The 13661-nt window shown below is 60.2% G+C and carries 13 protein-coding genes; 6 read left to right on the forward strand and 7 right to left on the reverse strand.

Translation table 11 applies throughout. The features are described from left to right. Positions 1-10: 10 nt before the first annotated feature. Genes ACRANW_RS09400 through ACRANW_RS09420 form a run of 5 tightly spaced genes read right to left on the reverse strand, consistent with a single transcriptional unit; the run spans position 11 to position 4530 of the window. Entirely contained in the window at positions 11-715 is a 705-nt protein-coding gene (locus tag ACRANW_RS09400; protein ID WP_479431540.1) for a type IV secretion system protein, read from the reverse strand. A 22-nt stretch (positions 716-737) separates the two neighbouring features. Then, positions 738-3155, reverse strand: coding sequence for a VirB4 family type IV secretion/conjugal transfer ATPase (locus ACRANW_RS09405; RefSeq protein WP_479431541.1), 2418 nt, complete (start codon positions 3153-3155; stop codon positions 738-740). Further along, positions 3148-3492 carry a VirB3 family type IV secretion system protein gene (locus ACRANW_RS09410; protein ID WP_479431542.1) on the reverse strand — a complete coding sequence of 115 codons (345 nt, stop codon included), beginning with the start codon at positions 3490-3492 and terminating at the stop codon, positions 3148-3150. The genes ACRANW_RS09405 and ACRANW_RS09410 overlap by 8 nt, the downstream gene beginning before the upstream one ends. 4 nt (positions 3493-3496) lie before the next feature. Beyond that, positions 3497-3862 (reverse strand): TrbC/VirB2 family protein, encoded by a 366-nt coding sequence (locus ACRANW_RS09415; RefSeq protein ID WP_479431543.1) that lies wholly within the window; start codon positions 3860-3862, stop codon positions 3497-3499. Continuing rightward, complete coding sequence (locus ACRANW_RS09420) at positions 3859-4530, reverse strand: lytic transglycosylase domain-containing protein (RefSeq protein ID WP_479431544.1); 672 nt, start codon at positions 4528-4530, stop codon at positions 3859-3861. Before ACRANW_RS09420 ends, ACRANW_RS09415 begins: the two co-directional genes overlap by 4 nt. A 363-nt stretch (positions 4531-4893) precedes the next feature. Here ACRANW_RS09420 and ACRANW_RS09425 point away from each other — a divergent pair, with 363 nt between their 5' ends. From ACRANW_RS09425 to ACRANW_RS09445, 5 genes are all read left to right on the forward strand, one after another. Continuing rightward, the gene (locus ACRANW_RS09425) at positions 4894-5355 is read left to right on the forward strand and encodes an Lrp/AsnC family transcriptional regulator (RefSeq protein WP_479431545.1); all 462 of its coding nucleotides are present in this window, start codon (positions 4894-4896) and stop codon (positions 5353-5355) included. Positions 5356-5547: 192 nt separating this feature from the next. Further along, positions 5548-5832, forward strand: coding sequence for an antitoxin (locus ACRANW_RS09430; RefSeq protein WP_479431546.1), 285 nt, complete (start codon positions 5548-5550; stop codon positions 5830-5832). After that, complete coding sequence (locus ACRANW_RS09435; RefSeq protein ID WP_479431547.1) at positions 5829-6242, forward strand: PIN domain-containing protein; 414 nt, start codon at positions 5829-5831, stop codon at positions 6240-6242. Before ACRANW_RS09430 ends, ACRANW_RS09435 begins: the two co-directional genes overlap by 4 nt. A 675-nt stretch (positions 6243-6917) precedes the next feature. Continuing rightward, positions 6918-8717, forward strand: coding sequence for an SLC13 family permease (locus ACRANW_RS09440; protein WP_479431548.1), 1800 nt, complete (start codon positions 6918-6920; stop codon positions 8715-8717). 22 nt (positions 8718-8739) lie between these two features. After that, a complete protein-coding gene (locus ACRANW_RS09445) occupies positions 8740-10077 on the forward strand; it encodes an amidohydrolase (protein ID WP_479431549.1) in 1338 nt (445 codons plus the stop codon). Between the two features lie 127 nt (positions 10078-10204). Here ACRANW_RS09445 and ACRANW_RS09450 read toward each other — a convergent pair whose 3' ends face one another. Both ACRANW_RS09450 and ACRANW_RS09455 read right to left on the reverse strand, forming a co-directional pair. Beyond that, positions 10205-10384, reverse strand: a complete 180-nt coding sequence (locus ACRANW_RS09450) for a hypothetical protein (protein WP_479431550.1) — start codon at positions 10382-10384, stop codon at positions 10205-10207. 96 nt (positions 10385-10480) lie between these two features. Further along, positions 10481-12079 carry an isocitrate lyase gene (locus ACRANW_RS09455; protein ID WP_479431551.1) on the reverse strand — a complete coding sequence of 533 codons (1599 nt, stop codon included), beginning with the start codon at positions 12077-12079 and terminating at the stop codon, positions 10481-10483. A gap of 179 nt (positions 12080-12258) precedes the next feature. Here ACRANW_RS09455 and ACRANW_RS09460 point away from each other — a divergent pair, with 179 nt between their 5' ends. Then, positions 12259-13596: a helix-turn-helix domain-containing protein gene (locus ACRANW_RS09460; RefSeq protein ID WP_479431552.1), complete on the forward strand. Its 1338-nt coding sequence runs from the start codon at positions 12259-12261 to the stop codon at positions 13594-13596. Positions 13597-13661: the final 65 nt, after the last annotated feature.

The raw sequence follows: 13661 nt of genomic DNA on the forward strand, positions 1-13661 counted from the left end.
GCGCGCATTCTCACTGGCCCTGATAATAGCGACTGGCCGTGTCGAGCTTTTGGGCAAGTGCCGCCTGTCCCGCCGCCGCGCGCGCCCGTTCCTGGGCCTGCTGCTGCAACGCGATGCCCTGCAACCGCAGTTGGTCGTTCTGCATGGCCGCCGATTCGAGCTGCAAGCGTGCGGTCAGATCGCCGACTTCCTTGGCGGTTGTCGCCGTGGTCAGGCGACTGCGGAGCTGGTTGAGGCCGTCCGTCCGCGACGTGACGGCGGCACCGATGTTCTCAGCGAGTCCGGCTTGAATGCCGATATTGCGGGCGTTGAGATCGAAGGCGGCGCGGGCACTGTCCGAACCCGAAAGACCAAGCTGTTTTAGCAAGTCGCGGTAGACCGAATCGGCCTTGGCGCGGCCTGCACCGACGACTCCGAGATTACCGGTGCCGAACCCTTCGAGCGATCCGCCCGAGATATCGAGCTGGCGCAAGGCATCGGATTTGAGCTGTTGCGCCAATTGCGGAATGTCGGTGAGCCGGTTCAAATCCTGATAGAGCTTCTGCGCTTCGGCAATCTGCTGCTTGCCTTGCGCGACGATCTGGAGAGCCTGGCGCACGGCGTTAATCTGCTGGATCAGATTGGCGCTGTCATGGACCGGCAAACCTTGCGCGAATGCGGGTATCGGGGCTGCGACCAGCAGCGCCATGCTCATAATCTTGGCTATCGTCTTCATCGGATTTCCTTTCGCTGTCAGGTCAACTTGGACGCCTCCGTTGGTGGAAGAGCGGGAGCCAGACGGCGGGATTACGTCCCACCTCGGCAATCACGTCATCGGCAACAGCCGTGGTTTCGGCGCGGCCCGACAGCACCGCGAGCGCGTCATCAAGGCCGGAGAGGTCGAGTTCGACCACCACGCTGTCATGGCCCTGCTTGACCAGAAACTTGTGGCTTTCGGGCGCGAGGTCTTCGCGCACCAGCTTGAATTCGGCGTCGGACAGCGCGAACCCGTCGACATAATCGCGTCGCGCCCCGAACGGGTTCGGCAGCATGATCTTGGTGGCGACCTGTTCGAGGATCGAATGGCTGATGTCGCTTTTCAGCGCATCGGCGGGCGATTGCGTCGCGAACACCAGCACCGCGTTGCGCTTACGGTAGGTCTTGAGGCCGTCCTGTGCGAAGCGCCGGAAGGCGTCATCGCCCAGCGCTTTCCAGAATTCGTCGATGCAGATGATCATCCGTTCGCCGGTTAGCAGCCGGTCGATCCGGTGGAACAGATAGAGCATGACCGGCGTGCGGATGTCGGCATTGTCGAGGAAATCGGTCATGTCGAAACCGATGAACCGCGCATCGAGCGTCATGCTGTCGTCCGCGTTATCGAACACCCAGCCGAGCGCGCCTTCCGAGGTCCATTTTTCGAGCCGCGCGCCGACCCCGCTCGAATCCTTCATGCCGAGCATCGAGCGGAGCGCGCTCAAGGAACGGTCGGCGACCGGAAGTTTCATCACGGCGTTGATGCCGTCCTCGATCAGGCGTTCCTCCTGGACAGAGATCGGTTTCCCGTCGGCGCGGACGAGCTGGCGGATGAAGATCGACAGGAACGTCTTGTCTTCGGCGCGGTCGGTCAGGGCTTTGAGCGGCGAAAAGCCCGTGGCGATGCCGTTATGCAGTGCAAGGTAGGTGCCGCCGCTGGCCTGGACGAAGATTTGCGCGCCGCGATCCTTGTCGATGAAAATTTGTCGCGCGCCGGTCTTTTCGGCCTGCGCCATCAGGAAGTTAAGCAGCACAGTCTTGCCGCCGCCCGACGGGCCGATGATCAGCGTATGACCAAGGTCTCCCTTGTGGAAATTGAAGAAATACGGGCTGCGGGCATTGGTTTTGAGTAACGCCACAGCGTCGCCCCAGTGGTTGCCGGTAGCACTGCCTGCCGGAATCGTATGGAACGGCGCGAACGCGGCGAAATTGAGCGAGGTGATTGGCGCAGGCCGAGCGCGCCATGCGAAATTACCGACGAGCTGCGACCAGTAAGCGGCTTCGAGCGCAGCGCCTTCGCGGGCCGCGACCATGCCGGTGTCGGCAAGCGCCGCGCGGGCGACCGACAGATGGTCGCGCAGCGCCTTCATCGAATTGGCATAGACCGCGAGCGTGAAATGGTGGTCGCCCAGCACGAAGCGGTTCGACATCAGGTCATCGCCCGCATCGATCAGCGCATCGGCCTGGCTGACAGCCCGATCGCCCGCGTTTTCCATCTGCGTCATCCGCAGCCGGAATTTCTCGGTTGCCGCCGCCCGGCCGAGAAAAGTGAAACTCTGTGTCAGCACAAACCCGAAATCGACTGACAGCAGCGCCTCGAACTGGCGCGGGGTGGTCTGTGCGGGATACTCGCGAATGCCGAAGATGCCACCGAACGCCGACGCATCGGCGTCGCGGACTTCGATGGTTTCCGCACCGAAGATCGTGCGCGAGCGGTAGAGCGCACCGCCCAAATGACCGCGCACAACGGGGACACGACGGCGACGTCCGGTCATCACCATGTCGGCCACTTCCATCGTCTCTGAGAACATGAGGCCGCGATGCTCGTAGATCGCGCAGCGGCGCGGCTCGCAGCGCGCCATCAGTTTCTCGAAATCGCGGGCCTTGTCGTCGAGCAGCTCGATCAGCGACTCGTCGATCCCAATACCCGCCGACGCGCCTTGCCTGGCCTCTCCCGATACCTTGCGCTTGAACAACTGGATGATCTTGTCGCCACCAGTGGCGGCCGGACGGATCACCAGGGTCGCGAAGAAGCGGTTGATGAACATCCGCTCGCGGTTGACCCGCCCGAAATAGGCGCGGTCGAGATCGGCGGCAAAACCCGATTTAAAGGCACCGCCTGGATATTGATCGACCCGCATCCTGATCAGATGCGTCCAGATCGACAGCCGTTCGTCGTGCAGGTTGCGAAGCATCCCGTTGAGCTTGGTATGCCAGTCGTTCAAATCGCGGACATCGGCGGTCTCGAAGGCCCGGCCTTGCAACTCGAAGGTCAGCATGATGTCGCCGGAATCGAGCACCACCATCTCCTCGTTGACGTGGCGCGCATAGGGCAGGAATTTTTCCGGGCTCGCCTCGCGTTGTGCCACCTTGAGCGGCACCGCCCCAGAAATGAGGGCGCTTGGGGCGAGCAGCCTAGCCATGACGGCCAAAGCCTTTGCGGCGCAGGCCCGAGAGCGGCAGCGGCGAATAGCTGCTTCCGCCCCAGAACGCCCGGTTGCGATTGCCCGCCTTGGTACGGCCCCAGAGGAACAGCAGGCGGAAGGCATTGACGTCATGGCGCACGATCAGCCGCGAGATCGAATAGCCGAATGCCACGATCAGTGCCGCATAGATCGGACTGTTGCTCCAGATCAGCACCGACGCGCTCGAAATCAGCAGCAACACCGCCGCCTCGATCGGAATGCCCGCCCACAGCGCCGGGCGCGTCACCGCGAGGAACAGCGTGTTCTTGGCCAGGGTTTCGGCGTCGTCCGTCATGGCGCTATCCGGCAATCGCGCCGACGATGGCGTCTGCGGAAAACACGATGGCAATGCCGATGATCACGGTGACCAGCACCGCCGTCGAAGCGCGCCCCGTGAACCAGAGTAGGCCGGTAACGATGACGGCAATGACGGCCAGGGTGCGGAGCAGAGTCGACGACAGCAGGGCGCGGACCTTGCTGGCGAAGCTCTCCAGATTTTGCGCATAGGCTGGATCGGGACTGGCAAGCGTTACGGCCATCGCCGCCACTAGGGCGATGCTCCAGATGATCGTGTTTTGCCAGGTCTTGGGCAAGCGGTTGAATCTCGCGGTGCAGGCGGCGCGCCACGTGCCGACCCCGCGCCCGGCTCTCAGGATGACGTTCATGTGCTGGGCCTTTCGTTTTCGGCAAGGGATCGGGCCTCGCGGTCATAAGCGGCACGCTCGAAGACGTTCCAGCTTGGCGGCGGTGCAGGGCGCGTCTGGACCGACGGCGCTTCCGGCGTGGTGTTTTCTGCCATCAACACGGCGCGTTGATCGACCGAAGCCGATGCAGCCGTCGCAAAGATCAACGGCGCGCTGGTGACGGTCTGCGCAACGCCCGCGTTGCGCTCGACTTTGGCGACATAGCCATTTCGGAAACCGCGCGTCAGGCTGCCCGTGTTATACATCGAGAGGGCCACCCGCAGGGCATTTTGCGGATGTCGTCCGGCACTGACGGCATTGTAGTTGCTGGTGAGAACGCGGCCAAGGGCGGCGACATTGGTGCAGGGGTCGAACACCGTCTCCCATGTCAGACCGAGCCACCGCATGTTGCGCGAGTTGATCTGGCTAAGGCCAAGATCGACCGAATAGCCTGCCGCGACATAGCGCCGCGCAATTGCGGCAGCATCAGCGGCGTTACCTTGGGGCGCGGGTTGTCGTCCGCCGTTGACATTGAGGGCGAATGGCTCGCCGCTGCTTTCGGTTTGAATGATCGCCAGCACCGTTTCGGGTGCGACGCTTGGTGCGCATTGCGACGCCAGTGCAAGCAAGGCAGCCGCAGAGTAGGCCATTATGCGGCACCACCCCTTGTAGCGGTATCTGAGCGCGGATGTGCTTGCCCGATCACTTTGAAATACTCCCAAAGCTACAAGTTGGCGCAGTATTACTCTGCGCGACTATGCCACCATTGTTAGCTGTTCAGCGATTGGATCGGCCATGGACTCGCTAAGGCGTTTCCGGTGTTTCGATGCGTCTATCGAAAGCCGTAACGGTCTTTCACCTTCAATCCTGATCCGTGCGGACTGTGTGGTCGCCGCCGGATGGGTTCGCTGTCTGCCCGATTCATAGCCTGGCTTTAGATATCTAAGGCAAAAACGAGCATTCGCCTTTGCAATCTCAAGGCCTCGCCGGTGTCAACCAGCTAGGCCTGAGCAATGAATCGAAGCCGTTATGTTATCCGGCAAATCGACAAAACCGATCGAGCCATTATCTCGGCACTGTTCGAAAACGGTAGGATGACCCTCCGCGAACTTGCCGAAGTGATTGACCTGTCAAGCCCCAGCGTGACCGATCGGATCGAGAAGCTGAAAGACGCAGGGGCCATTCAGGGCTACACGGCGATCATCGATCCCAAGGCCTTCGGACTCAACACCGCAGCCTTTGTGCGAATGCGGGCCTTGCCCGGTCAGATAAAGCGTCTGGAGCAATTGCTGATCGACACCCCCGAGGTTGTCGAAGCCGACCATGTCACGGGCGAGGATTGCTTCTTGGTCAGGGTGGTGGTTCGCGATGTGCAGGAGCTTGAGGCGGTAGTTGGACGATTTGTGCTTCTGGCTTCGACCGACACCGCCATCATCCAGTCCACGCCGGTGGTTCGTCGGCTTCCAAAACTGTAGACTGCGCCACCAAATTGGCGATGGCTTGGCTGGAGACGACAACCACTGATCTTTGGATATTTATGGGTATGAATATGGATATGCCCACCAACACCAATTCACTGGCGATCACACCGCAGACGTTCACGCTGATTCGCTTGCTGCCTAAGGCTCATTGTGATAGACTATAGTATATATCAAGGAGCTTTCGCCATGGGTCAAACCGCCAAGCTATTTCAGAATGGCAAGAGTCAAGCCGTGCGCCTGCCGCTTAGCTACCGCTTTGAGGGGAGCGAAGTCAGTATCCGACGCGATGAGCAGACCGGCGACGTGATTCTCTCGCGCAAGCCAGAAAGCCTTGCCGAGTTTTTTGCCTTTGCGCAAAAGCTGAAGGCCGACATTCCCGACGACTTTCTCGGGAACGATGAGCGGCTGACGCCACCGCAAGATCGCGATCCCTTCGAGGATTGGCCGACCGAGGATAAGGACGGGGCGTGAGTTCGGCGCAAACCGGGCGCTATTTGCTCGACACCAACGCAGCCAGCGCGATCCTGCGACAGCGAGAGCCTGTTTGCGCGCGCGCCGCATCGGTGCCGCTTTCGGCCCTGGCAATTTCCTCAGTCACAGCCGCTGAGATGCACTATGGCTTAGCGAAGCGCCCGGAGGCGACGTCACTAGCCAAGTTGGTGCGCGAGTTTTTGCGTTATGCCGACATTCTGCCTTGGAGCGATGCAATTGCGCCGCATTACGGAACCCTGCGAGCTGCGCTCGAAGCCGAAGGCATCACGATCGCTCCGCTCGATCTGATGATTGCGGCTCATGCGTTGGCGCTGGATGCCACGCTTGTCAGCGCCGATCAGGCGCTTTTAATGATCGATATCCTCAAGGTCGAAGATTGGAGCGTTTGACAGCCTCCGCCGACCAGTTCCGCCGACCGTCACTCGCAATGCTTAAGTCTCGTTTTTTCAGGTTTCGGCTGTCCTAAATCTCGAAAATTCGGGAAGCTCGTCGTTATGCCCAGAGGCTCCCAACGCATCCGAAGCAACTGTCTGCGCAGAATTCAAATTGCGCGCGGGGGAAACACTGCGGACAAGCCGAAAGGAGCGAGGTCCAAGCAGCGAAATATGGACTACAAGGGCGGGACCGACTAACGGTGTTGAACGGTGTCAGCCGCATCCGATTATTTGTGGGAAACCCTTACACATGTCTTACACACTTACACAAAACCTTACACAAAAATCCAATTGCTAAGATTTTATCGTTTAATATCAAACAGTTAAGGTAGTCTCGACCTACTCAAAATCGAGTTTCGAAAGAAGTGCCAGTTCGAGTCTGGCCAGGGGCACCATTCCTTTTCTATGCGAAGCGGATGCAGCGAAGAGCGCCAGATCAGGCGGGTGCCGGCCATCTGCGATCATAACGCATTGAGGGCCGATACAGCCCGGGTTTTGTGCTGGCATTACGCAGTGCGCCACGCGCAATCGCGGCAGCTTGCAGATAACGCTTGCCGGTCGCCCTTCCGATTGGCTAGCCCCTAAGACCACCCCATGTTGGAACCCCCATCCTATCACGCAATAGCGGCCATGGCGGTGACAATCGCGATGTTTATTGGCTTTGCCAGGGGGCGATACCCTGAGGAAATTATCTCGCTCGTCATCATCGCGGTGATCGGGGTGGGCCTGTATTTCGTGCCGTTAGAAGGTTCAAAGCCGACAGACGGGTTGGCTCTGGCATTCGGCGGCTTCGGGCACCAGGCCTTGATCACGATCTGCGCCTTGATGATCTTGGGGCGAGGGCTGGTGGTGACCGGCGCGTTAGAGCCCTTTGCTCGGTTGCTGGAAAGCGTCTTTCGAATCAATGGCCAGATCGGCTTGTTGGCGGCCTTGCTGATCGCACTGACCTTGTCGATGTTCATCAATGACACCCCTGTGATGGTCCTGTTGCTGCCGATTCTTGTGGCGCTGGCAGGCAAGGGACTGATGGCCTCCTCCAAGACACTGATGCCGATCAATGCCGCCGTGTTGATTGGCGGGATGGCGACCACGATCGGCACGTCGACCAACATTCTGGTGGTATCCATTGCGTCGGACATCGGAATGCGGCCCTTGGGCGTGTTCGAATTCACACCGATTGTGCTGATTGCTGCGATGTTTGCGCTACCCTATCTGTGGCTCGTGATGCCGCGATTGCTGCGGGATAACAGCGTGGTGGCTGACAATATTCGGCGGACCTTCCACACCCGCCTGCGGGTCGGCACCAGCAGCCTGCTTTCAGGCGCCGAACTGTCAGCGATCACTGCCAAACTGCCAGACGGCATCACCTTCCATGACAGGCCTAGTGGCCTGCTCCAGCCCGAGCAGCGCCTTCATATCTCCGGAACGCATGAAGCGCTTGAGGAAGCGGCGCGCGTGATGAAGGGCGAACTGGCGCCCAGCTGGGTGCTTGATCGCATTCGCCGGGTTTCCAAAGTCCATGGCGAAGATGTGGTCGCGGTTGAGATGACGGTGACAGCGGATTCGCGCCTGATCACCCGGACGTTAGCCAGCTCGGGAATTGCCGATCTGTACGGCGTTGCCGTGCTGGGCATTCACCGGCCCGATCGGTTGCTGGGCGAACGGGACATCTATTCCGAAGCTGGTGATTTGCGCATTCTGGAAGGCGATGTGCTGCTGGTCATGGGCATTGACGACGACCTGCAAACCTTCGCCCGCAATGATGGCTTGCTGCGGCTTGAAGGCGCGCGCGAACTGCCGCGCCGATCAAAAGCGGTTCTGGCAGGCGCGATCATGCTGGGTGCCATTGCAACGGCTTCGATCGGTCTGCCCTGGTTTGACGGCGGCAGTTACGCTCCGATCAAGTTGCCCATCGCAATTTCGGCGCTGGCAGGTGCGATCGTCATGTTTGTTACAGGCTGCGTCAAGTTTGACCGCGTTGGCCGTGCGCTTTCGGCCAAGGTGATCGTATTGATCGCCGCCAGTCTGGCGATTGGCCGGGTTATTGACGAAAGCGGTGCGGCAGACTGGTTGGGACAGGCGCTTTCGCTGGGGCTGGCCTATCTGCCGCCTGCGCTGATCCTGTCTGCGATCATGCTGTTCGTAACGATTGTCACCAATTTCGCCTCCAACGCCACCGCCGCCACCATCGGCACACCCATCGCCTTCAGCATTGCATCGCAGCTCGGCCTGCCGCCCGAACCCCTGGTGCTGGCTGTCCTCTTCGGCTGCAACCTGTGTTACGCTACGCCGATTGCCTATCAAACCAACATGTTGATCATGTCGGAAGGCGGATATGAGTTTGGCGATTATCTGCGTGCAGGGGTGCCGCTGGTGGCTTTGATGGTCACCGTGCTCTCGATCTTGCTGGTGATATGGTACGGATTGTAAATCATTTGAGGGGAGTACCGGCATGAAACTGGCAACGGCAACAGCGACAGCATGGGCAGGAGCAAGCTTTCTCGCGCTGGCCGCAGTGCCCGCGCAGGCCGATGAATTGCGCGATGCAGTCGCGGCTGATTTGCCCAAATTGGTCGAGCTCTACCAAGACCTGCACGCCAATCCTGAACTCAGTTTTCAGGAAGTCGAAACCGCGAAGAAACTTGCTATCCGCGCTCGGGCGCTGGGGTTTGCAGTGACCGAGGGCGTTGGCAAGACCGGCGTGGTGGCGGTGATGAAAAACGGTGATGGCCCCACGGTGATGCTGCGCGCCGATATGGATGGGCTGCCGGTGATCGAGCAGACCGGACTGCCCTATGCCTCCAAGCGGCGGGCTGTGCCGGCAACCGGGATCGAGACCGGGGTGATGCACGCGTGCGGCCATGATACGCACATGGCGGCATGGATCGGCACCGCCCAGCAGCTGGCAGAGCGGCGCAAGGATTGGTCAGGCACGCTGGTGATGATCCTCCAGCCCGCCGAGGAGATCGGCGAAGGCGCCAAGGCGATGCTGGACGACGGGCTCTACACCCGTTTCCCCAAGCCTGATTACGTGCTCGCGTTCCATGATGCCGCGCAGTCGCCCGCAGGGATGATCGGCTACGCCAAGGGCTTTGCCCTCGCCAATGTCGACAGCGTGGACATTGTTGTGCCGGGTGTGGGTGGGCACGGCGCCTATCCGCATACGACCAAGGATCCGGTGGTGCTGGCATCGAGCATCGTGATGCGGTTGCAGACCTTGGTGAGCCGCGAACTCAACCCGACCGATTCCGCCGTTGTCACGGTTGGCAGTTTCCAGGCCGGGTCCAAGCACAACATTATTCCTGACGAAGCCCGCCTCCAGATCACGGTTCGCAGCTATTCGGACGAAACGCGAAAAGCGCTGCTCGACGGCATCGCCCGGATTGCCCGAGGCGAGGCGCTTGCCGCAGGGATGCCGGAGGATAAGCTTCCAAAAGTCACTGTTGCCGATCCCTATACCCCGGCGACCTACAACACCCCTGAATTGACCAACCGTGTAATTGCCGGCCTCACGCCGCGTTTTGAAGGGCGGGTGTTTGAAGTACCGCCTGTGATGGGGGGCGAGGATTTTAGCCAGTTCTACCGCGCCGATCGCGAGAACGTGGAATCGCTGATCCTTTGGGTGGGCGGCGTGAAAGCGGCAGAATGGGAAAGGGCCGAAAAGGGGGAGATCACCTTGCCCTCGCTGCACTCCCCGTTTTGGGCGCCTGATGCCCCGGTTGTGATTGCGACGGCGACCGAGGCGCTGACGGCGGCGACGCTTGATCTGATGGCTAAAAAGGGCGGCTGAGCGTTCTTCGCAAAAAGCTCGTCAGAACAACGAACGCAAAAAAATTCGGCCGCCGGACCGCTCCCTTTTCGAAGAGCGATCCGGCGGCCGTTTCTCCTCCCCAGGAGAACTGTGAAACAGGTTGGTCTTACGAGGGGACGTAAGTGCCCAGACGGTGATGCAAGGCGTTGATCTTGGCCAGCTCTTCACGGTCTTCTGTGTTGCGCGCATGGCTTTCAAGCGCGCGGCGCAGCAGCTTCATATCCGCAGTCGAAAGCAACGCGCGGGCGCGGGCGGGCTCGGGATTTGGGGCTTCGTTCTCGGTCATTATCACTCTCCTAGGGTGCCTACCCGCAGTCCTTAGGCGGCTTTGCGGGCAACCGGAAGGCCACAAAATTGCAGCCTTCCGGCGCTCTCCCAGAGCTTATACTGCTTCGAACTGGTTCATGGTGTTGTGCGCACCGCCAGCCTTCAGCGCGGCTTCACCGGCGAAGTATTCCTTATGGTCATCGCCAATGTCGCTGCCAGACATGTTCTGGTGCTTCACACAGGCGATGCCCTGGCGGATTTCTTCGCGCTGCACGTTCTTGACGTAGCCGAGCATCGCCGCTTCCCCGAAGTATTCGCGGGCAAGGTTGTCGGTGCTCAGCGCCGCCGTGTGATAGGTCGGCAGCGTGATGAGGTGGTGGAAGATTCCCGCCCGCGCTGCGCCGTCGCGCTGGAAGGTGCGGATCTTTTCATCGGCTTCGACGGCCAATTCGGTTGTGTCGTAATCGACACTCATCAGCTTTGCGCGGTCGTAGGACGTTACGTCCTTGCCCGCAGCTTCCCACGCATCGAACACCTGCTGGCGGAAGTTCAGCGTCCAGTTGAAGCTGGGCGAGTTGTTGTAGACCAGCTTGGCATTCGGCACGACCTCGCGGATGCGATCGACCATCTCGGCGATCTGTTCCACGTGGGGCTTTTCCGTTTCGATCCACAATAGATCAGCGCCGTTCTGGAGCGACGTGATGCAATCGAGCACGACGCGGTCGACGCCCGTGCCAGCGCGAAACTGAAACAGGTTTGACGGCAGACGCTTGGGCGAAAGCAGCTTGCCATCGCGGCTGATGAACACCTGACCATTGGTGATGTTGGCGGGATCAACTTCGTCGGCATCAAGGAAGCTGTTGTACTGGTCGCCCAGATCGCCCGGCTCCTTCGAGAACGCAATCTGCTTGGTCAGGCCGGCGCCGAGCGAGTCGGTGCGGGCCACAATGATCCCGTCTTCCACACCCATTTCGAGAAACGCCATCCGGCAGGCGCGGATCTTCTGGAGGAAATCTTCGTGCGGCACAGTGACCTTGCCATCCTGGTGGCCGCACTGTTTTTCGTCGGAAACCTGATTTTCGATTTGGAGTGCACAGGCGCCCGCTTCAATCATCTTCTTGGCGAGCAGATAGGTCGCCTCGGCGTTACCGAAGCCCGCATCGATATCGGCGATGATCGGCACAACATGGGTTTCGTACGAGTCGATGGCGTTTTCGAGGCGCTTGGCTTCGACAGCGTCACCCGCTTCGCGAGCCGCGTCGAGCGCGCGGAACATGCCGCCCAGCTCGCGGGCATCGGCTTGCTTGAGGAAGGTGTAAAGCTCTTCGATCAGCGCAGGTACCGAAGTTTTCTCATGCATCGACTGATCGGGGAGGGGGCCGAATTCGCTGCGCAGCGCGGCAACCATCCAGCCCGACAGGTACAGGTACCGCTGCTTGGTTGTGCCGAAATGCTTTTTGATCGCGATGAGCTTCTGCTGTGCAATAAAGCCGTGCCAGCAACCCAGCGACTGCGTGTATTGCGCTGGATCAGCATCGTAAGCCGCCATGTCGGCGCGCATGATCCCAGCGGTATATTTGGCGATGTCGAGACCGGTCTTGAAGCGGTTCTGGATAACCATGCGGGCTGCGCTTTCCGGATCGATCGCTCCCCAGCTTGGCCCATTTGCTGTCACCACATCGTGCATCCGGGTGATGGTGATTTGATAAGTCATGAGCATCTCCTGTCCATCCTGGGGAGTGGCGCCCGCCTTGAGGGCTTAGCGCCGCTGGATGAACCGTCCTTGGCGTGTTGCGACGCAGCATGATAGGAAAAATTACAGAAAATCGTGTCGTCATGCAGACATTCCTGCGCGAACTTGTGTCAATCAGTCAATTTATTTACAAAAGTCCCATGTCAGATACCAACCTCCTCGCCGGTCCCGCGATTCGGCGTTTGCGTAAACGCGAAGGCCTGACCCAAGCTGCAATGTCAGGCATGCTCGGGATTTCGCCGTCCTATCTCAACCTGATTGAACGCAATCAGCGCCCGCTTTCAGCGCGGGTGCTGGTGCAGGTTATTGAGCGCTTCGATTTTGATCCGAAAACTTTGCGGGAAGACGACGCCATCGGTGGGATCGACGGATTGGTGCGGCGCTTGGCTGACAAGCGTTTTGGCGATCTTGGCATTGACCGCGAAGAGGTGCAGGAATTCCTCGCGGCGGCACCGCAAATCGCGGCTGCTTTTGTGCGCCTCTATGACACCGCCGGGAGTGAGCGGTTGGCGGTTGAAGACACCGCCGCTGCTGCGCGCCGTGCGGTTGAACGCTGGCAAAACCATTTTGCCGATCTTGACCACGCGGCTGAGGATCTGGCGGACGAACTGCGCCTCTCACGCGGGGAAATCAGCGCCGCGCTGTCAGAGCGCCTGCGCGAAAAGCACCAGATTTCTGTCCGCATCCTGCCCGCCGAAGTGATGCCCGGACAAGTTCACCGGCTCGATCTTCACGCTCGGCAATTGCAATTGTCCGAGATGCTGCCCGGCGCCGCCCGCCGTTTCCAAATCGCGCGGCAGGTCGGCGCGCTCGAGATGCGGGAGGGTATCGATACACTCGTAGCGGGCGCTAATCTGACTGCGTCAGACGCGCGCGAGGCTTTTCGCGAACACATTACCGATTATCTCGCAGGCGCGCTGTTGCTGCCCTATCGCCGCTTCCTGAGAGCTTGCGAGGCAACCGGCTACGACCTGGCCGTGCTCCAACGTCGCTTCGCCGCCAGCTTCGATCAGATTGCAGAGCGGCTCACCACCTTGGGCAGGATCGGTGAGCGAGGGCTTCCGTTTTTCATCGCGACGATCGATCGGGCCGGGCGGCTGACTAAATTTACAGCCGGCGGCAGCGGCGCGTTGTATCCGCTAGAAAGTGCACGTTGGCCTGCCTGGGTGCCCTATGCCGCCTTTGAACGGCCCGGCACGGTTCTGACACAAGCCGTCACTTTCGGCGAGGGTGATGCAGCGGCGCGGCATTGGTTTACAATCACGCGCACCGTGGACGGTGATGGCGTGATGTGTTCCGGGCGGCGCGCCGTGGTGCTGGGGATCGAAGCACGGTTCGCTGGCGACCTTGCCCATGCCCGCGGGGTGTCGCTTGACCGCGAAGATGCGGTGTCGCTTGGCACGCCTTGCGGGCGCTGTGGGCGGACGGAATGCTTGACCCCTGCAACACTCCGGCTTGCCAGCAGGCGCCAGACGTAGGTGATTCGGCACTGACGGACGTTTTGGCTTGAAGTGTAAAGTTTACCGACATTTCATTTCTTGCG

The organism is Erythrobacter sp. 'gip.4 top 5' (assembly GCF_056495765.1).